Here is a 21,297-nt window from a genome sequence, read left to right as displayed (position 1 = left end):
ACTGATTTTCAGTTGCCTCTAATTGCTAAGACTTGTATCCGTAGGCCTGAATGGCCACCGGTTTGACCGCACATGATAATTTTCACCAATAATAGGAGGTTACAACATTAAATACAATAGGGTAAAAGCCTTAACACTCTATGTTGCAACAACAACCAGGACCTTTTTTAACACCTTATAAACGAAAACTTCTATTCTCAGTCACATCTACATAAATGTTAATAATTGATATATAGCATGTTCGATGTTATTACTTTGAAAAGGACACGTAGTGTGACATGTTTTTATTCAAACAGACTTTTTTTTAACATAAGAGAAAAAAAAAATTTACAAAACCATAACACTTCTTGAGAGACTACTGAAAAAATGGCACAAAAAAATCCCCGCCAATCTGGACGATTGACGGGGATTAGCAATTAATACACTACTTAACCGAATTAGTAACCAGGGTTTTGCTGAGCGGCTAACACTGGGTTAGCATTGATTTCAGAAATTGGGATAGGCCAGATGAAGCGGAAATCTTCATAAGGAATCGCCGGAACTTTGATCGCATCAGCTCTAACTGTTCCACTTGCAGCCTGGTAGTCATCACGCTTCAGGTTAGCAGAGGCAACTTTTGCAGGTATACCAGCTGGACCGAACTCACCTTCCTTAGCTAGACGGTGGATATCTTTCCAACGCAAGCCTTCTGCCAAGAACTCAATTCTGCGCTCGTTGATAATCGCTTGAATCAGGTCGTCCTGGCTTAGCAAAGTAGTCAGAGAGTAAAGCTGATCTGTTGATCTACCACGTACAGCGTTAAGAAGCGCAAGGGCTCTAACACTCAGCGGGTTCAGCCTAGCCTCAGCTTCTGCCACGTTCAGCAGTACTTCAGCATAACGAACAATCGGAGACCAGTCAGACTGCGTTGCAGCATCTCTGTACTTGTTAGTATAGATGGCTCTGGCAGTGCTTACAGTTATATCACGACGCTCATCTTCTTCTGGCCAGAAGGCAGCGTTCCAGATGATTGGGCTAATAGCTACTAGCGCACGGCCACCGGTGTTAGCATTATACATTTGACCAAGAGACCCGTTTACACTAGCGTTGTCATTCGCAGAGTTCTCGAATGAGAAGATAGACTCTGAGTTGGCTCCGTTGTTAGCAAATGGCTCCTCTGGCGAAGCAGTTAGCTCATAGCCACCAATAGGGCTTGTAAACTCCTCTGTTCCAGAAATAAGCTTATTGCCTTCTTCAATCACACCAGCCCAATCGCGCATGTGTAACTTAACTCTAGTCTTAAGGGCAATAGCAGCACCTTTGGTAGCTCTAGAGATTTGCTTGGCACGTGTTTCAGGCAGATTCTGCTCTGCATAGTTTAGATCCTCCAGTACTTTAGCATAGCCTTCCTTTACAGTGTCTCTGCCTTGCTGACGAGCTTCCTCTACCCGAGCAGGAGTGTTAACCGGCAAGGTTCTATAAGGCACACCTAGGTGCGAAGCATCCGCAGTATGGTTATAAGGTCGTGCAAAGTGTACCAGCAGTTCGTGGTGAGAAAGGGCACGCAGGAATCGGGCCTCTGCAATGTAAGCATTACCTACCTCAGCAGTGATCAACCCATCAGCAACAGCTTTCTCTACACCTTCAATCACTATATTTGCCTTGTTTACAACAGCATAAAGTGTTTCGAAGTGGTAAACGTTGTTGGCAGAAGCAGCATTGTAAGTAGCCTCATACGTGATGGCGTAGAACGCCTCCAGGTTCAGCATATCCTCGCCGCGGTTATCGCCCTGCTCTATGTGTGCCGCACCAAACGGATAGCCACGTACTGCACCACCGGCATAGAAACCACTCTGAGCAGCATCATAAACACCTGCTACAGTAAGCTCTATTCGCTCAGGCGTAGTAAAGGCACTTTCTTCTGTTAGGCGATCATAAGGCTCAAGCTCCATCACCTCTTTGTCGCAAGAAGTCAGCATCAGCGAAAAGCAAACCGCTGGGGCAAGTAAGGCTAACTTCAATCTATTCTTTATGAATGATCTATTTTTCATTGTCGGAAAATTAAGTAATTAGAAACCAAGGTTTAAACCAACAGTGAACACACGCTGCTGTGGCTGGCCATTCCAGTCAACACCCAGGTTGTTGTTGTTCAGGTTAGTATAAGTCTCAGGGTCAAGGCCAGTATACTTCGTGAACACGAATGCATTCTGCAGCTGAGCATAAACTCTCAGACGATCGATGCTGGCACGCTCTGTAATAGATTTAGGAATTGTATAACCGATAGCCAGGTTGCTCACCTTCAGGAAGTCGCCGCTCTCAACGAAACGAGAAGAGGCTTCGCCGTTTGTGTTGATGAAGTTGCTGTAACCTGCACCTGCAGCAAGAGCAGGAGTCTGACCATCACCTGGGTTTTCAGCGCTCTGCCATCTGTTCAGGATCTCAGTACCGTTGTTCTCAAATGCCATTGTCAAAAGGTCTTGGCGAGTTCGGTTCATGATCTTGTTACCACCAGAGAAGCGCACGAAGATGTTCGCGTCAAAGTTGCCATACTTAAAGTTGTTGTCGAAACCACCAAACCACTTAGGTAGTGTAGTACCAAGTATAACTTTGTCAGCAGCAGAAAGTGAAGAGCGAGCACCCAGAACAGAAGGATTAGCAGGATCGTAACCGTAGTATACACCAGCTGAACCACCAGCCAGACCAATGTTGCCCTGTACCAGAGAACCATCAGCCTTACGATAGATTGGGTTACCATTAGTCTGGTTTACACCTTCGTACTGATAGCCGTAGATAGAGTTAATAGACTCACCTTCGCGGTGGATTGTGTAGTCGTATACAATATCATTACCATCAACAAGCTCCTTCACTTCGTTACGCTGTGTAGAGAAGTTGAAGTTAGAGCTCCAGGTAAAGTTAGACTTATCAATAATGTTACCAGAAACAGAGACTTCAATACCGTCGTTAACTACACGGCCAATGTTTCTGATGATAGAGTTACCTGGCACACCCAGTGATGGAGGAGTTGGAGCAGCAAGAACGATATCCGAGTTGTCCTTAGTCCAGTAAGCAAGCTCCAGATTCAGACGGCCATCAAATAAACCTAAGTCCAAACCAACGTCAGTAATTTTCTGTGCTTCCCACTTCAGGTCTGGGTTACCAGTGTTGCTGAATGAGATACCGTTCATAGAACCGTACTGTGCAGCGCTGAATGAACCAAGGTATGGATAGTTACCACCTGGGATGTTGATGTTACCCACCTCAGCATAGCTACCACGCAATCTCAGGTCAGAGATGAAGCTAAGAGCAGCAGAGTTCTTGAAGAATTCTTCTTCAGAAATTCTCCATGCAGCAGACACACCTGGGAAATAACCCCACTTGTTATCTGGAGAAAGTTTAGAAAGACCGTCAGCACGCATCGAAACACCGAAGTAGTACTTGCTGGCGTAGTTGTAGTTTAAACGACCCAAGTAAGAAGAAAGGCCATTTTCACCTATACCACCAAAAGCAAACTGGTTAGCAAATGCACCGCTTACAAGGTTCTCGTTGAAGAAACGATCTGACAAGCCAGTACCCTGAGCCTGGAAGAAGCTGCTTCTGTATTTGTTATATTCCTGCACTAAAGTCGCATCTACGTTATGCACATCGTTAAATGACTTGTTATAGCTCAGGATGTTTTGCCAGTTCCAAGCTTTGATTGGAGAGTAAGCCTGAGAAACTACACCATTAGAACCCTGACCGTCACCATGACGTGGGTCGTTGTATAGGAAGTCTTCTACCAGGGTTAAGTCAGCACCAAGCAATGTCTTGAAACGCAGGTTGTCAACTAGTTTGAAGTCTAAGTACACGTTACCAAGACCACGGTATGAAGTTGATTTACGCAGGTTGTTGTCCAGTACGAAACGGATGTTTGGAATACCGTTTGCAATAGTAGCAGTGTTTGGACCACGGCCAAGCGCTCTAGGGTTAACTACATCGATGTTATAGCCAGTTGGATGAGTTGGGTCAAATACAGGCACGTTAGGGTGCATACGGATAACACTGAAGATGTTACCTGACAAGCTGTTAGAGCCTGTTAGTGGACCTTCGTTGATCTGGTTAGTTAAACCAGCCTGTAAACCGAAGTCCAGGAACTTAGTAACTTTAGTAGTCAGGTTAGTACGTACAGAGTAACGCTCCAGGCTGTTGGCACGGCCAATACCCTCTTGGTTAGAGTAGCCTAAAGAGAAGTAGTAGGTAGTTTTGTCGGTACCACCGCTAGCAGAGAAAGCGTGGCTGTGCTGGAAAGCAGTACGGAATACCTCATCGTTCCAGTCAGTGTCCCACTCGCCCAGTTGAGCTGGAGAAGTCTGGCCAATGTTTTCATACTTCTCGTTTGTGATATCAACAAACTGCTGAGCGTTCAGCAGGTCATGCAGCTCGATAGCCTTTGCAGTACCAGCCCATCCATCGTAAGAGAACTTAGCCTGTCCAGACTTACCTTTCTTAGTAGTGATAAGGATTACACCATTAGCAGCACGAGAACCGTAAACCGCTGTTGCAGCACCATCCTTCAGGATCTCGAAAGACTCGATGTCGTTCGGGTTAATGTCGGCAAGTGCGTTAGCAGGCGTAAAACCACCAACGTTACCAGAAGAAGCAGCAGGCACACCATCAATAACGATAAGTGGCTGAGTGCTAGAAGAGATAGAGTTAACACCACGGATGTTAATCTTAGGAGGAGCACCCAAAATGCCAGAAGGCTGTGTAATCTGCACACCAGAAGCACGTCCAGCCAGCTGCTGATCAAAAGATGGAGTGGCAAGGTTTGCCAATGTCTCACCTTTCACAGAAGCGATTGAGCTTGTTACGTCTTTCTTCTGCTGTGTACCATAACCCACTACTACTACCTCGTCCAAAAGCTTTTGGTCAGTGGCCATAGCGGCATTTACGGTGCTTGAGTTGCCAATAGCCTTCTCAAGAGTCTGATATCCGATGAATCGGAACACTAAAGTGTTTCCACCCTCAGGTACATTTATGGAATAGGAACCATCAGCACCTGTAGTGGTACCAACAGTAGTGCCTTTCACAATTACTGCCACCCCCGGCAGTCCTTGCGATGTGCCTTGGTCGGTAACCGATCCAGTCACGGTTCTGCTTTGGGCATACACCTGCTGGAGCAGTGTTAGCACCATCACAAAACTCATTAATAAATGTTTTCTCATTTGTTGTTTGAATTAAGGTGATTGAAAGGTTTGTTATTAGAATTTTTGCTTCAGATTTGGACATAGCTCCGCCATGCACATATCTCATGTGTTTTTAAATTTTATGCACCTATCCATGGTTTGCTTTAGCTACCCCACTTCGTAGACATGCACTGATAAATTGGATTGAATTTCGCTGGCAGGTTGTGCTCTACAACAGTCACACCCTCTCTTCGCTAGAGCGACAGTGCCTCCTCTCCACTGCTGTTGGCCTGTACAGCTTCATGTCCGGAAGGGCACTTATTCGATGTCAATAATATGGAGTTAAAATTTGAAAAGCAATACCTAAAAAATAATCTGCTTTAATGTTAAAACATTATAAACAAGAACATTACCAATGCTCTTTAAACTCATAACTAACTATAAAACCCCATTTACAGGCTCTAAACACACATTTTTAGTAATAACAGGCTAACATTATGATTCTTTCAACAGGACAATGTTCAGACATTAATTTAGAAATATTATCGACTATTTTTTAAAATTCTTGCAACCTTTTAGAAGTTACCTCCACCATCAGGAAAAAGGGCTTTAGAAACAAGAAAAGGTTATTCAATAGGGTACCTATATCTACTCTTATATATCACATTATTGTTCCTAAATAGGGTACACTTTGATTCCTTTTTTGTACCTCCGGCTTATACTTTTTTTAGCAGCGAAATGCTAGCATACTAGTCGCTCCTACTATTTCAGGTTTGCACAAATACAATGAGCTTTATAAAAGGAACCGCCCAATGCGTGCATTGGGCGGTTCCTTTTATAAAGCTCAGGAATGGTATATACTCACTCTGGTAAAGCAGAGTATGTCACTTAAGAATTAAAGCCCACTATTTGTGTTAAGTTCCGAGGTTGGAATAGAAAAGACATAACGTTCATCTGAAGGCGCGATAGAGACTCCTGCTCCTGCGGAGTAGAGCGGTAAGCTTCTGCGCAGAATGTCATTTGCTCTAAAGCCTTCCGTAATGAGCTCTATTCTTCTTTCTGTCAAAATAGCGGCAACTAGATCTTCCTGGCCAGTGCCTGTATACTGCCATGATGCATCGGAGCGCTGGTGCACAGCCTCCAACAGAGCAACAGCACGTTCCTCGCTGCCTACCTCTGCTTCAGCCTCTGCCAGGTTCAACAGAACCTCGGCATACCGGATTAATGGAACCCAATCGATGTATGGGTTTACACCACTAAACTTGGTCACATACTGCTGGCCATTTATTGTAGCAGTCAGCTCTGTTCTACGAGCATCATCTGCCTCAAACTGCGGGTTAGCAAAAATCCCAGGCGCCGACTGGTTAAGGTAGTACTCTGTATTGCCGCTGTTAAAGTAATAACCCAACTGGTTCTGAGTACCGGGAGCATCTGTTGCCGTGAAAGGCACTGAGAAGATTGCCTCAGAATTTGTGTAGTTAGAGAACACCGCTATTACATCCTCCTCCAGTTTATGCTGCAGAGCTAAAGCAGAAGCAAATGGAGCAGCATTTGGCACAAGCTTGTTTCCTTCTGTGACAACATCCTGATACCTTCCCATTATCAGGTATACTCTTGTTTTAAGAGCAATAGCAGCGCTCTTCGTTGCACGCGTTGTATTCAGCACAGGATCTCCATAACTTTCAGGCAAGCCTGCCTCAGCCTCATTCAGGTCAGAAAGTATCTGTGCATAGACTTCAGCCACAGAGCTTCTTTCCAAAGAGTTGTTTGCACCGGTTGTTTCTGCCTGCAAGCGAAGCGGAAGCCCCGGAGAAGCTCCATTGTCGCTTGTATAAGGTTTTGCAAAAACCTGTACTAAGGATAAATATGACATGGCTCTGATAAACTTCGCTTCAGCACCATAGCTTTGCGCATCCTCAGCACCAACCTTGGCAGCATTATCCTCTAAGCCTTTCAGAAAAACGTTTACCCGGTTTATGGCTTGGTATCCTCTGGACCAGATATCTGTGATGTATGTTTCATCAGCTCCTGCCGTCGCATTCCAGACGCTGGTTCCTGTTACGTTATTGCCAGTACGGTTGATAAATTCTTCGGCACGGATGTCGTTGTAGATTTGGTAGCGACCGCCCAGAAAGCGGCCATGTTTCAAGCCACTGTAGAGCCCGTTTACCTGGGCTAGCACACGTTCAGGCGTATCGAAGGCATTAACGTCGGAAATCTCCAGTTCAGGCACCGCTTCTAAAAAGTCATCTTCACAGGATGATAGTACTGGCAGCAAAGGCACAGCTATCAAAGCAAGCCTTAGGATATATCTCTTGTTCTTTATAGCAATCAGTTTCATCGGTAGAAAATTTTTGATTAGAAGTTAAGGTTTAAACCAAAAGTGTACATTCTTCCTTGCGGAACGGAGTTTCTCTCCACACCTGGAGTTGTATTAGATTGTCCGTTGGAAGAGATCTCAGGATCAGAACCAGAATACTTAGTTAGGAGGAAGGCATTATCAACCTGTGCGTAAACTCTGAGTCCGCTAATGCCAGAGTTTCCAAACAGCTGCTTCGGAATTCGATAGCCCAGCACCGTGTTCTGCAAGCGCAGGAAATCTCCTTTCTCCACGTTGGCATCAATAGCAAAAGCAGAGCCATTAGAGATGTTGTCGCCGTATACTACACGCGGAATGTCTGTTTGCTGGCCTTCAGAAGTCCAACGATCCATCATGTCTGTATGATTGTTCCAGATACGCTGGTCCCTTAGGCCTGCTTTGGTACCGTTATAGATATAGTTACCGCCTGAATAGGAGAATAAGAGGCTCAGGTCAAAGTTGCCATACTTGAAGTTATTTGTAAAACCGCCATACCAGGTCGGCAAGGCATTGTAAACTGCCGAGGCATGCGAACCATTAACTGGTGCAGCAGGTGAACCATCCAGGTAGGTCCAAACAGAAGGGTGAGAATACTGTACTTTTTCACCGGCTGAGTTAATAAAGATTCTTTGGCCTGTCTCTGGGTTTACACCGCCTGTTTTAACAACATAGATGCTACCTACCGACTCTCCTACCCTAGTTATACTAGTTGTTTCTAAGCCACTTGTAACGCCAATGATAGGTGTATCGTCATCAACAAGGGAGGTTACTTCATTTTTATTTGTAGTGAAGTTGAAGTTAGTAGTCCATGAAAACTTGCCTCTGTCTATTGGAGTGGCAGAAGCAGCAAATTCAAAGCCTCTGTTGTACATCGAGCCGATGTTCATGGCAATGGAGTTGCCCGGTATACCTTTAGAAGGAGCTTGAGGAGCGTTGAGAATCAGGCCGTCTACGTTGTTGTTGTAGTAGTTGGCCTCTACAGTTATTCTGTTGTTCAGAAAACCTAAGTCTAAACCAATGTTGGTTTGCTTACTTGTTTCCCACTCCAGGCCTGTGTTGCCAGCTTGGCTAAAGTATAAACTCGGAGCCTCGCCATAAAATCCTGTTGTGTACAAAGAATAAGACCCATAGTCGTCGGAAAGGTTACCGTTACCTACGCGGCCCCAACTGGCTTTCAAACGGAAGTTGGAAACAACATCTGCAACCACCGAGTTTTGGAAAAAGCCCTCCTCAGAAACTAACCATCCTACCGATGCTCCACCAAAGTTACCCCAACGCATAGTAGGCGACAGAGCTGAGTTACCGTCTCTTCTAAAGTTACCGCTAATAAAGTATTTACCCGCGTAGTTGTAGCTCAGGCTCGTTAGGTAAGCCTCATACACTCTCTTACCTATACTTCCGCCAGCATCGTTAGAGAGGTAGTCTGCCTGAAACTGATTGAAGCCAGGGTCAGCTAAATCCCAACGATCGGCCCACCAGTAGTTTCTTGTTGTTTCTTGGGCATCTGAGCCGACCAACACAGAAAGATTATGCTTATCTGCGAAAGTTGTCTGGTACTGCAGGGTATTGATCCAGTTCCAGTTGTTTCTTCTCTGGTGGGAGTTCCAGGCCTCGCCGTTAGCATAGAACCCATCGCCATGTAGAGGATTCCAGAAGATGTTATCCTCTACTCTATTCCTGTCTAAAGAGTAGGTTGTTTTAAAAGTCAGGCCCTTTACGATATTGAAATCAGCACCTAAGTTTGCAATAACTCTGTTCGACTCAGATGTATTTGAGTTTAGGTCTATTAGAGGCACAGGGTTCATGTAGTTGTGCGTAAGCAGGTTCGCACCAGGACCCATAGTATTGGATGAAGTTATGTTGTAGCTTCCATCAGGGTTAAGTGGAGAAACGTTCGGGTAGAGCACCACAGCTAGTCGACCCAAGCCAGAGGATGAAAAGCCTGACCCTGGCAAAGACCCACTCTGTATGCCTGAGTTCAAAGAGTTGCTGTAGGTAACATTGCCTCTCATCGCAAACCAGTCAGTTACTTTATGGGTTAGGTTTAGGCGCGCTGACTTTCTGTCGAACTCGTTTGTTTTTAAGAAGCCCTCCTGCTCTGAGGCTCCGATCGAGAAGTAATAAGTTGTTTTATCTGTACCTCCTGAAACAGAAAACGCATGGTTATGAGAAAGAGCTGTACGGTACACCTCTTTCTGCCAATCGGTATCTATAAGATTACCGCTAGCGTCATAGCTTGGAAAGAAGGCCTCTGCCTGGCCTGCGTTGCGGCGCGCTTCATTTTTAATCTCCATGTACTGCTCAGTATTCAACATGTCTGGCAGCCTTGTAGCTTCGTTCACGCCAAACCAGCCATTGTAAGATACCGATGCTTTACCCTGCTTTCCTTTCTTCGTGGTGATGATCAAAACACCATTTGCGGCTCTTGAACCATAGATAGAGGTTGATGCAGCATCTTTAAGTATGTCTATAGACTCGATATCAGCTGGGTTAATGTCCGCGAGCGGATTGTTAGCTGCATATCCGTCCCCTACATTGCTTGTTGATACAGGTATACCATCTATCACGATCAACGGAAAAGAACTTAGTGAGATAGAATTAACACCTCGGACACGTATAATAGGTGGGTTGTTCATCAAGCCATTTGGCTGCACAATATTCACACCTGCTGCTTTACCAGTTAGAGCCTGAGCAAAACTCTGCACCGGCCGGTCCTGGATGGCTTCTCCGGTAACAGTTGAGGCAGCACCTGTAAACTCCTCGCGCTTCTGCGTAGCATAGCCTGTTACAACTACTTCATTCAGCACTTTGTCGTCTGTTGTAAGTAGCACGTTTAAAGTGGATGCATTGCCAATCTCTCTTTCAGCACCTAGGTAACCTATATACTTAAAGACAAGTGTATTTGAGCCAGCAGGCACACTTATGGTATAAGAGCCATCCGGGCCAGTGGTGGTACCTATGACAGTACCTTTTACAATAACAGCCACACCGGGCAGCCCTTGCTTTGTTGCCTGGTCAGTAACTGTACCAGACACAGTTTTACTCTGTGCATACACTTGCTGTAGAAGTGCTAGCGTCAGAACAAAACTCATGAGTAACAATTTTCTCATATGCTATTTGTGGTTAAGGTGAACAAATGGTTTTAGCTAGACATGTTTTATAGTAATATTCAGGCAAAGCAATTCCATTAGCGCTATCGTAGCACTTTGAAATATCCAACAAAACCACAAGTTTGGCTTTGTCAGCTACCAGGAGTATGTAAAGAATTTTTTAGTAGATAAAAGGCTACACAACAATGGCATACATTAGCCAACCAACAGAAATACTGTTTCTATAGATGCTTCTTTCTCTTTTCCAGCAAAAATTACCACTATTGTATTTTTATCAACACACAAGTATATATTTTAAGAATTTAAAAACAAAATAGCTTTATTAAAATAATTTTATCATTAAATAAGCTATAACATTGATGTGACAACAAATAGCGGTGGTGAGTAACCGACTAATACAACTTGTGTTATTAGTTGAAATCAAAAAGCAAGTACTCACTGCCTTACAAGCAGAGAGCAACTTTGATAAATACAATTGTACTGAGTATTCCAATAAACTTGGTTTGAACTATATCCACAAAGGCAAAAGCATACAATCAAACATGTAGCTTCTAAATGAAGCGTAAAGCTTTTGATAAAGTTTGATTCATCACTTACCTGAAGATGGACTATCATAAGTTCATCTTCAGCAGACAACTGATTGACAAATAGACTGTTGAGGATGAAAATAAAAAATATCAGAGGATAGGGCTTTTCTTAATATTGTTACTTCAGTTGAGCGTAAAAAAACTATCAATGACAGTAGTCATAGAAGTACTTGAGTAGACGAAAAGATTTGATTTAGCCTTAAGAGAATTTATCTCCACCAGCTTTTGGAGATACTCCTAGTAGTTAGCGAACAAAAAAGGCACCCTTACCGGGTGCCTTTCTATAAAATCAAATGCTGCTCTTAAGCCTGCATTAGGTAAGCCTTAATATATTCATCCAGATCTCCATCGAGTACATTCTGTACGTCAGATCGCTCTACACCCGTACGCACGTCCTTGATAAGCTTGTAAGGGTGCAGCACATAGTTACGGATCTGTGAACCAAAGTCGATTCGTTTCTTAGTGCTTTCAATACGATCCCGCTCAGCATTTCGCTTTTCCATTTCGATTTGGTACAGCCTTGATTTAAGCATGCGAATAGCATGTTCCTTGTTCATCAGCTGAGAGCGCTCAATCTGGCATTCAATCACGATACCTGTTGGCTTGTGCTTCAGGCGAACGGCCGTCTCCACTTTGTTTACGTTCTGCCCGCCTGCACCTCCTGAGCGGAAAGTATCCCATTCAATATCGCTCATGTTCACTTCAATGTTAATGGTATCATCTACCACCGGATAGGCAAAAACCGACGCGAATGACGTATGGCGACGTCCACCAGAATCGAAAGGAGAAATACGTACCAGGCGATGCACTCCAATCTCAGACTTTAAGTAGCCATAAGCAAAGTCGCCGGTTATCTCCAGTGTAGCCGATTTTATACCTGCGCCATCACCAGCCTGGTAACTGATTTGCTTCACACCAAAATTATGAGACTCAGCCCACATGATGTACATACGCATCAGTATCTCGGCCCAATCCTGGCTTTCGGTACCACCCGCGCCTGGGTTTATTTCCAGTATGGCGCTTAGCTGGTCTTCTTCGCCACTCAGCATGCGTTTAAACTCCAGCCCTTCTACTGCCTCCTCTGCTTTTTTATACTCCTGCTGAATGTCCTCCTCAGACACATCTCCTTCTTTGTAAAAGTCGAAAAGTACCTCAAAATCAGACACTGCCTTCTCTACCTCTTCGTAATGATCAGTCCATACCTTTACAGACTTTATCTCCTTCAGGATCTTTTCAGCCTCCTTAGGCTCGTCCCAGAAGTTTGGGGCAGTGGTTTGTGTTTCGGTTTCTTTTACCTGTTCTTTCTTGGCATCGTAGTCAAAGATACCTCCTCAAGGCCTCTACTCTGGCCTTCAACTCTTTTACTTGCTCAGTTGTCATTAGCGTGTTGTGGGTTATACTTCCTATTAAACGAGAAAATGCTGAAGTATAAACTCTCGCCTATACTCCAGCATCTCTATACTTATTTCTCTTCTTCTACAGGCTGATACGGTGCACCCAATTATGCTTGTCTGGTGCCTGCCCAGTCTTAATCTTATCCAGCTCAGTTGCCAAGTGGTTCGACACTTCACGCTCCTCAATTGCAGGCAGCTCCATGTCAGTACCATTATAATGTATAATAGCAATCTGTGCGATAGTAGCCGCCGTACCAGTGCCAAAGGCTTCCTGTAGCGTACCGGCTTCATAAGCGGCTGTAAGTTCTTCTACAGACACCTTACGCTCTTCTACAGTGTAGCCAACATCACGAGCCAATTGCAAAACGCTGTCGCGGGTAATGCCGGCCAGTATGGTTGTACTTACAGGCGGCGTGATCAGCTTACCGTCAATCACAAACATCAGGTTCATGGTACCAGACTCCTCAATGTACTTGTGCTCTTTTGCATCGGTCCAGATTAGCTGATGATAACCACGCTCCTGCATCTTACGGGCAGGCAGCAGAGCAGCACCATAATTACCGGCAGCCTTGGCAAAGCCAGCACCACCCTCTGCAGAACGAACATAGTGCGGCTCGATAGCCACCTTTAGCGGCTGACCATAGTATGCGCCTACCGGGCAGGTAAAGATACTGAAACGATAGTTTGATGACGGACGCACCCCAATAAATTCGTCAGTGGCGAACATGAATGGGCGTATGTATAGCGCGCAGCCAGCCGTAGGCGGCACCCAGGCTGCATCAAGACGCAGCAGCTGCTCCAGGCCCTGCATAAAAATATCCTCCGTAATAGCTGGCATGCACATGCGCTCAGCAGACTTGTTCAGGCGTCTGAAGTTATCCAGCGGGCGGAATAGCAAAACGTCTCTGCTTGCATCTCTGTAGGCCTTCATGCCCTCAAAAATTGACTGGCCATAATGCAAGGCAGAAGTAGCCGGACTCAGCGACATAGGGCCATACGGCAGAATCTGTGGGTTTTGCCACTTGCCGTCTTTGTAGTCGGCTACCAGCATGTGGTCTGAGAAGATCTTCCCAAACTCAATGTTGTTATAATCCAGCTCTGCAATGCGTGACTCTGAAACGCATTTTGCTGGTATCGTAAGCATATCTAAAGACATAGTTTTAAGTTTGGCTTTTAATTCCTTTATGGGTTATTGGGTATGAGTCGTTACATTCTGGGCTTCCAGGCTATCTCTTCCGCACCGAGCTCTTGTGTCATTTTACGGCAAAGCGCAAAAAGGTAGTCAGAAAGCCGGTTCAAGTATTTTATTACCAGGTCATCTACCGGCGATACTTCCTGCAGGCTGATAGCCAGACGCTCTGCTCGGCGGCATACGCAGCGGGCCAAATGGCAAAAAGAGACCGACTGGTGCCCGCCCGGCAGCACAAAGGCACGCAAAGGAGGCACCTCTGCCGTATACTTGTCAATTTCCTGCTCCAGTAGGGTTATATCTTCTTCATGAAGATCTGGAGTGGCCATTTTCACATTTTTATCGGGGTCAGTAGCCAGCGTGGCTCCTATGGTAAAAAGCCTGTCTTGTATCTCTTTAAGGATATCGAGGCGGCCTTTGTTTACCTCCTGGTCGCGCACTAATCCGATGTACGAGTTTAACTCGTCTATGGTGCCGTAGGCTTCAATGCGAAGGTGTGATTTTGCTACTCGGGTTCCACCAATTAGCGAGGTGGTTCCTTTGTCGCCTGTTTTGGTGTATATCTTCATTAGTGTTGTTGCTCTGCCTGCAGCCTAGAAGCTGTTGATACATCTGTGTTTACTGTGTCGGACTCGATAAGGCCATCGCGGAGGCGGATGATGCGATGTGCATACTTGGCTATATCTTCCTCGTGTGTTACCATGATGATGGTATTGCCTTTGGAGTGCAGGTTCTCGAACAGCTCCATAATCTCGTAGGAGGTTTTTGTATCAAGGTTACCTGTCGGTTCGTCGGCAAGTATAATACTTGGGTCGTTTATCAGGGCACGAGCAATGGCCACACGCTGCCGCTGACCACCCGATAACTCATTTGGCTTGTGCTTACCGCGGGTGCCCAGGCCAACGCTCTCCAGCGCCTTCTGTGCCTTCTCCTCCCGCTGGCTTTTATTGTAGCCGGCATAGATCAGCGGCAGGGCCACGTTCTCCAGCGACGACTGGCGGGGCAACAGGTTGAAGGTCTGAAATACGAAACCTATCTCTTTGTTACGCACCTCCGCCAGCTCATTGTCTGACATGTTGCTTACATCCTGGCCATTCAGAATGTAAGTGCCACCAGTAGGAGTATCCAGGCAGCCAATGATGTTCATGAAAGTAGACTTACCCGAACCTGAAGGCCCCATGAAAGCCACATACTCTCCTTTGCTAATGCTGATAGACACCGACTTTAGGGCATGGATGGTCTCTGTGCCCATGCGGTACACTTTAGAGATATTATGGGTTTCGATGATGGTGCTCATACAGTTTTTTCATAGTTGCCAGTTATCAGCACGAGCCTCTACTTCCTGGCGTTTTTGTTCAAGTTTCTTTATAAATGTAGCATATTCCGAGGCAGGAAGCAAGTTCTGTAGCGTTTCTGAAGCCTGTTCTGCGTAGGAATATAGCCCCTGCTCCACGCTTTCGAGGGCGTATGCCTTGTGCAGTTGTGCAGAATATGGGTTATAGGTAATTCCGCTCAGCAGTATGTTGTAGGCCTTCTCATCACCAGGTTTATACTTCCTGAAGAAGTCAGCGGCAGCCAAAAGCGTCTCCTCATCATAGGTGAGCATTTTAATGGCCTGCTCATAACGTGAGGCAGCTTCCTCGGTACGCCCTCTTGCTTCTGCTATCCGTGCTTTAAAGTAGAAACTCATACGCTTATCGCGGTCGGTCAGGTAAAGTTTGCCCAGCCTGTCGTTCAGCAAATCATACTTTTCAGTATAAAGCCATAGCCTTAGCTGCTGCAGGTTAAGTGTCGAGCGCAGATTACCCTCTGGCCGCTGCAGAGCACTTGCCTCCTGTATGGCATTGTAGGCTGCCTTCCAGCGTTTCTGTCCCAAGAGGTACTCTACTCTGGCCACCATGGCATGACGCTTCAGGTCCTTTTCTTCTATCGAGTTTGCCATTGCATTAATCTGATCTAGGGAGAGCGTTGGCAGATACGTAAGCAGGTACTGCAACTTATCTTTGTCAGACCCTTCTTGAAGCACGGTCTGCAGATCCTGGCGAAGTAAAGTCGCAAGCCCGTGGGCCACCGCCAAGGCTGCCTCATTCTGAGTATAAGCTACTTCCTCCAAGGCAGCTACTGCTTCTTCTGGCTGGTGCGCCAGGGCCAATGCATAACCATGGGACAGATAGGCTTGCATGTACCCCCTGTCTTTTGCCTGTTTAAAGTATGCAGCTGCCGCGCGGTTGTTCTTCTCCTCCAGCATCCATAGCCCTAAGGTGTTGTAATAATACCCCCTCTCCGACTCCATCTGCAGGGCCAGGTTCTCTACTAAGCGCCTTCCTTCGCGCGGCAGTCCATTGTAGTGGTGCACTAATCCCTTCAGGTAAAGCAGATCACTAAAGAATATCTGGTTGCCTGGGGAGCCAAGGTAGTCGTTTATAGGTTTAAGGCGGGTTGTATCGCCTTCGCTGAGGCGGCTGATGGTTTGGTTGTAGAACAAAGTAAAGTCCTCTACCTCCTTCAGAGAGTCAGGCATAAAGTGCTCCTTGTCCTGTGGATCCATGCCTAAGAGCTGACGCAGCACAGCCTGATTGCTGCGCAGTGTTTTATACTTGCCTTTGATGGACTCTTCCAATACTGCCTTTGCAGGCTCCAGCATGGCCTGGCGGGTATAGTACGCTAAGCGGTTGCTGCGCACCTGATCGTTGTTAGGGCTATTCTCCTGCGCCAGGTTAAAGTAGTATTCTGTGCTGTCCTGAACGCTGGTTTCAGAGTATAACAGGGCCAGGTTGTTATAGATTTCTGAGTTTTCCGGAAACTGCTCTGCCCCCTCCTGCAGCACATACAGCTTCTCGAAGAAGTATTGCTTCTCATCGTATAGATTAGCCAGGCGCACATACAGCTTAGCGTTCGGCCTGCGCTCCAGCGCCGCTTTCAAGCGCAATATCTCCTGGTTACGCTGCTGGTCTTTGCGGTGCATGGCGGCAAGGCTATAATTTGCCTTCACATTACCATTGTCAAACACATCGCTTTCCTCATAAAAGCGACGCGCCAGAATATCGTTACCAGAAGCACGGTACAAATCTCCAATGTAACTATAATAGCCTGCCTGGGCCTGGAAGTAAGAGCGATACTGCGTGCGCATGATCAGCACCACGCATAGCACCAGGCTAAGTATGAAGAATGAAAACAGGGAAAAAGACTTTGGCTCATACACCACCTTATACACTGGCAGGCGCTGCTCCAGCAGGCGTCCAAAGTTGAACATTACATACACCAGAAAGCCAAAGCCAAAAGTAAGGTGCGTGTAAATAATCAGGTTGCCGTACAGTAAAGTAAGGGAGTCGTTGGCTGTTGCGAAGGCGTATCCTATACTTAGGAAAGTGATGGTTGCAAATACCAAATACAGTATGCCCCCTGTAGGATGGAATGAAAACAGGCGCCCATAGAATGCCTCCCGCTGACGCATACCCCAAAAACCGGCCACTGCAGACAGCAACAGCACTAGATACGGGTTTAGTGGTATTACCTCTGCATCTACATAGCCTGTATGGCGTAGGTATAACAGCAATAAACTCGACAGGTATAGCAAGCTGATCAGCAGGAACTGCCACATACTAAAGCGGCGCTCCGGTGTTTTAGCCTGTGTATTTATCCAGAGCAGGGCATTTATATTCTCGTAGCTCACCCACAGCATGAACAGCACAGATGCTACCAACAACCCGATAGAGCTGTAGCTTACCAGGTGCAGCGTTACCAGTTCTGTTGGGAATGCCGCCTCAGAGTATATTAGCAGCCCCAGCACAGCTACAACGCCTAACATCGCTACCACTCTTAGTATAAAGCTTGTGTTTGGCCAAAAAGCCTGAAATGCGTAGCTGCTGATGGCAAGCATGACAATGCTAACCAACAGCATTGTTTGCCCGGCTCCGCCAAATACCTCCAGCAGGTCGAAATTAAACGTGGCCAGGAACAGCATCAGTAGCAGTATACCTCCAAAGTACGGCAGCTGCCGCATCGTACTTATGGCCGCTGCATAAAAGACGAGGCAGATAGCTAATACTGCTAACACCAATGCTGCCACGCTGCCTTTTACCTGGGGCAACGCCACGTCATACTGCTCAAACAGCAGGTAACCGTCTGCCGAGAGCGTGAAATTCTCCAGCAGGCCCGACACCTCATGAACCGGCATTGGCACTACCTGCATATCGGTTACCTTATCCCAGGCAATGGCCGTGGCCTCACCTGTAAAATAGAAGTATACCGCTAGCAGCAGAGACAGAATACCCAACAGCAGTAAAAAAAGATAGGGATACCTGGTATACGTATCCCATCCTTGCCAAAACTTGATCTTACTCATATGTTAAGCCATCGATTTATTCCAGCACCTTCGGCACCCGGAAATAATCGGAGTCTTTTTTAGGTGCATTCAGCAATGCCTGTTCGTGTGTAATGGTGTTTCGCGGCTCATCCTCGCGCAGCACATTCACTTCTTCCGACATGTGGATGAGCGGCTCTACGTGCTCGGTATCCAACTGGCGCAACTGGTCTACCCAGTTCAGGATCTTGTTCAGGTCCTGCAGCACTTCCTGCTCTTTCTCCTCGTTAAACTCCAGCCTTGCTAAGTGCGCTATCTTGCGGATGGTTTGAATATCTGTTGACATGTACTTTAGTATGTTTCGTAATTTCTGTTTGAATGATGCTGAACACCTGCTCTTTTAGTCTTGGCAGGTCTTCCAGCGTTAGCCCCTTTGTCTCAACCGGTTCATGAATAATGATCTTGAGCGGGTGCCAGCGTACTTTCAGCTTTCCGTCCAGGTCAGGCAGAAAGTGCTGGTTGTAAGGCATCGTTACCGGTACTACCGGCACCTGCTTCTCAATGGCCAGTTTAAAAGGGCCATCTTTGAAAGCCATCAGTTGTTCACCTGCGGTTTTAGGGATAGTGCCTTCCGGAAATATCACCAGGCTACGCCCTTCTTCCAACGTTTTTACTGACTTTATATAGCTTTTGGCGCTGCTAACGGTGCTTTTGCGATCTACGGAGATGTATAGTTTCTCGTAAACCTTGCCCCACAGCGGCACTTTACACAGATCAGCCTTGCCTACAAAGTTAAGAAATCCGGGAATGGCATGCAGCATTACCGGAATATCGAGGTAGGAGCTGTGGTTTGGAGCAAAAATATAGCGCTCCTTCCGGTTTAACTTCATGCGCCACTCTACCTGAAGCGGCGTCAGGAACATACGTAGGGCAGATGTCGACCAAAACCTGTTGACTTCATGCAGCTGCCTGTACCACTGCTTCCGGCGCATGAGCACTGCCTGCAGCGGATACGTAACCACAAAAGGAAGCACAAACCAAGTTACGCACCAGGTAGTATAAATCCGTTGTGACAAGTATTTTACGGCCTTCATATGTCCAAATGTAAGCATATTCCACCATTGTACAACGCCTGAACATCAGGCTCGGCAGCTGTACAATATTTTAACGCAGCAGGCGCTTGGTAAGTATAAAAAATGGCTACAGCTTACCCTGTTCCTGCAACAAAAAAGCGGCCTTAAGTATACCAGCTACGCTAATAGCATCGGTAATTTCGTTGTTCATGGCCATGCGCACAGCCTCCTTAAAAGGCACCTTTTTAATGTGCAGTTCTTCTGTTTCCTCAAAAGCCGTTTCGCCAGCTGTTAGTTCCTCAGCCAGAAAAACAAAGCCTTCTTCATCGGTAACAGAATTAGACGTGTGCAAACGGCAGATGTTCGTCCATTTGGCGGCGGTAAAACCGGTTTCCTCCTGCAACTCCCGCTTCGCCGACTCCAGAATATTGTTTTCAACCAATCCGCCACCCATTGGTATTTCCCAGCTATACCCATTTAGCGGGTAACGGTATTGGCCGACAAGGTAAGTATTGCCTTCGTTATCTATTGGAATAATACCAATAGCTTTATTTTTCATGCTCACTACCCCATAAATGCCTTCGCCGCCATTCGGGTTGAGCACCTTGTCTTCGCGTACTTTAATCCAGGGGTTCTGGTAAATGTCTTTGCTGGAAAGGGTGGTCCAAGGGTTGTGTGTCTCGTCAATCATAGCTTATACTTTGTTTGGGTACAAAGATAAAAGATTACAGGTTGTAGAAGTATAGACCTACAGTTTTAGAGAGGCTAAGCTAAATTGCACTACTGAGATTACCGCATTAAGTTTTTAAGTAGCAGGCCTTTCAAAGCTCTACCACACAAGATTGCAGTGAAGCCACAACTCTGAAAAAGCTAGAGGTGCGCATGTTAATCTACTATTAGTTCTTTAAAAGAATGATGATAACTGATCCTGCAATCATGATGGCAGATCCAATCAGCTTTCTTCGGATTTCCTGCTCCTTAAAAAACCTGCTGCCTAACAGTACACTAACGATGACTGAAAGTTGAAAAAGTGACAGTGCGTAACCAACGGCCATGTGGTCAAAGGCATAGTTGGTTGTAAGCTGCATTATACCAACACAAACAATAAGAAACGCATATTTGCTAAGATCTGCGTAGCCGAGCATACTGATTTCTTTCTTCAAGTCTAGCCGGTAAACCAGCAACAGAACGAAGGAGAAAAGAGCACCGAACCAGCACCAACTCATAAATGCAACAGCAGTTGAAGAAGCTACTATTATCTTTTTGATGAGAACAGCTTCTACCGCTGTTAAAATCATAGCCCATATTCGATACTGGATTTCAGCTCTTTTAAGCAGGTCCAAAGAGAACCCTTCTTTCGTTGTACCTAATACAAAGTAGCTCCCATAAATTATCAAGGCAACTCCCAATACTCCATAGCCATTTGGCACCTCACCAAGCAGAAAGATGCCCACTACAATGCCTACAACCGACTTATAAGAATTGACTGGTCCAAGAACTGAGAGATCTCCTTTCTGTAGGGCCTTCACCAAAAAGCCGTTCCCTAATGCTCCTGCAACACCTGCCAGTACAGAGTAATACCAGAATTCATTTGGAAGAGCATGCCACTGCACATCTGCTGCAATAAAAACGCAGGCGAAGGACAAGAGCAGGTATGTTATAAAGTTGACGAGTAAGGGGTGGTTTCCTTTAGAGGTTAGTTGCTTCTGAAAAACATTACCTAAGGGATTAGACAGTATTCTTAAGAGAACGGCGAGGGTTACTAATGCGGTTTCGAACAACGGTATAAACACTATTCAGAACTGTGTGCCAGCACACTTAACTTAAGATACACAACTAATCTTATACTACTTCTTATTTCTCTTTTCCTCACTAAACCTGATGGGCAAAGTATACCGCACGGGCACTTCCTTTCCTGCTAGCAGGAGAGGCTAATATTTTCTATAGGTGCTTACTCATTTATATGATAATCAACTTTACTGCTAACCGTGCTGGGCTTTTCCATGGCGTAGCTATGGTAAAGGTGTGGTTGTAGCACGTTTATTTTATATACTAACTCTTAAACTGTTGTTTGAACACTTTTTTAAAGTGCACATAAATGCTAACGATTAAGTAAACAAATAAGAATGGGATTCCGAAAT

The 21,297-nt window shown here is 45.8% G+C and carries 13 protein-coding genes; all 13 read right to left on the bottom strand.

All coding sequences use genetic code 11. From position 1 onward, the window contains the following. Positions 1-437: 437 nt before the first annotated feature. Entirely contained in the window at positions 438-2,000 is a 1,563-nt protein-coding gene (locus tag PKOR_RS10055; RefSeq protein ID WP_235337448.1) for a RagB/SusD family nutrient uptake outer membrane protein, read from the bottom strand. A gap of 48 nt (positions 2,001-2,048) precedes the next feature. Then, complete coding sequence (locus tag PKOR_RS10050; RefSeq protein ID WP_046310495.1) at positions 2,049-5,180, bottom strand: SusC/RagA family TonB-linked outer membrane protein; 3,132 nt, start codon at positions 5,178-5,180, stop codon at positions 2,049-2,051. Positions 5,181-6,036: 856 nt separating this feature from the next. Beyond that, a complete protein-coding gene (locus PKOR_RS10045) occupies positions 6,037-7,482 on the bottom strand; it encodes a RagB/SusD family nutrient uptake outer membrane protein (protein ID WP_046310494.1) in 1,446 nt (481 codons plus the stop codon). A gap of 17 nt (positions 7,483-7,499) precedes the next feature. Then, entirely contained in the window at positions 7,500-10,610 is a 3,111-nt protein-coding gene (locus PKOR_RS10040; RefSeq protein ID WP_046310492.1) for a SusC/RagA family TonB-linked outer membrane protein, read from the bottom strand. A gap of 889 nt (positions 10,611-11,499) precedes the next feature. Then, positions 11,500-12,577 (bottom strand): peptide chain release factor 2 gene (prfB, locus tag PKOR_RS10035; protein ID WP_148561661.1). Its coding sequence is split into 2 segments (ribosomal slippage): positions 11,500-12,516 and positions 12,518-12,577, totalling 1,077 coding nucleotides; the frame shifts between segments, so codons are not numbered across the junction. Positions 12,578-12,673: 96 nt separating this feature from the next. After that, the gene (locus PKOR_RS10030) at positions 12,674-13,747 is read right to left on the bottom strand and encodes a branched-chain amino acid aminotransferase (protein WP_046310489.1); all 1,074 of its coding nucleotides are present in this window, start codon (positions 13,745-13,747) and stop codon (positions 12,674-12,676) included. A 50-nt stretch (positions 13,748-13,797) separates the two neighbouring features. Further along, entirely contained in the window at positions 13,798-14,349 is a 552-nt protein-coding gene (locus PKOR_RS10025; RefSeq protein WP_046310487.1) for a cob(I)yrinic acid a,c-diamide adenosyltransferase, read from the bottom strand. Further along, the gene (locus PKOR_RS10020) at positions 14,349-15,077 is read right to left on the bottom strand and encodes an ABC transporter ATP-binding protein (protein WP_046310486.1); all 729 of its coding nucleotides are present in this window, start codon (positions 15,075-15,077) and stop codon (positions 14,349-14,351) included. The genes PKOR_RS10025 and PKOR_RS10020 overlap by 1 nt, the downstream gene beginning before the upstream one ends. 9 nt (positions 15,078-15,086) lie before the next feature. Further along, entirely contained in the window at positions 15,087-18,125 is a 3,039-nt protein-coding gene (locus PKOR_RS10015; RefSeq protein ID WP_046310484.1) for a tetratricopeptide repeat protein, read from the bottom strand. A gap of 16 nt (positions 18,126-18,141) precedes the next feature. Then, complete coding sequence (gene gatC, locus PKOR_RS10010; RefSeq protein ID WP_046310483.1) at positions 18,142-18,429, bottom strand: Asp-tRNA(Asn)/Glu-tRNA(Gln) amidotransferase subunit GatC; 288 nt, start codon at positions 18,427-18,429, stop codon at positions 18,142-18,144. Beyond that, positions 18,371-19,195, bottom strand: a complete 825-nt coding sequence (locus PKOR_RS10005) for a lysophospholipid acyltransferase family protein (protein WP_235337446.1) — start codon at positions 19,193-19,195, stop codon at positions 18,371-18,373. The genes gatC and PKOR_RS10005 overlap by 59 nt, the downstream gene beginning before the upstream one ends. Positions 19,196-19,283: 88 nt before the next feature. After that, on the bottom strand, positions 19,284-19,847 hold the full coding sequence (locus PKOR_RS10000) for an NUDIX domain-containing protein (protein WP_046310480.1): 564 nt from the start codon (positions 19,845-19,847) through the stop codon (positions 19,284-19,286). Positions 19,848-20,052: 205 nt separating this feature from the next. Further along, positions 20,053-20,937: an EamA family transporter gene (locus tag PKOR_RS09995; protein WP_046310479.1), complete on the bottom strand. Its 885-nt coding sequence runs from the start codon at positions 20,935-20,937 to the stop codon at positions 20,053-20,055. Positions 20,938-21,297 lie beyond the last annotated feature (360 nt).

The sequence above is a fragment of the Pontibacter korlensis genome (assembly GCF_000973725.1).
GTDB lineage: Bacteria > Bacteroidota > Bacteroidia > Cytophagales > Hymenobacteraceae > Pontibacter > Pontibacter korlensis.
Note: the sequence above shows the minus strand (reverse complement) of the source record. Positions and strands in the feature narration are given on the sequence as shown.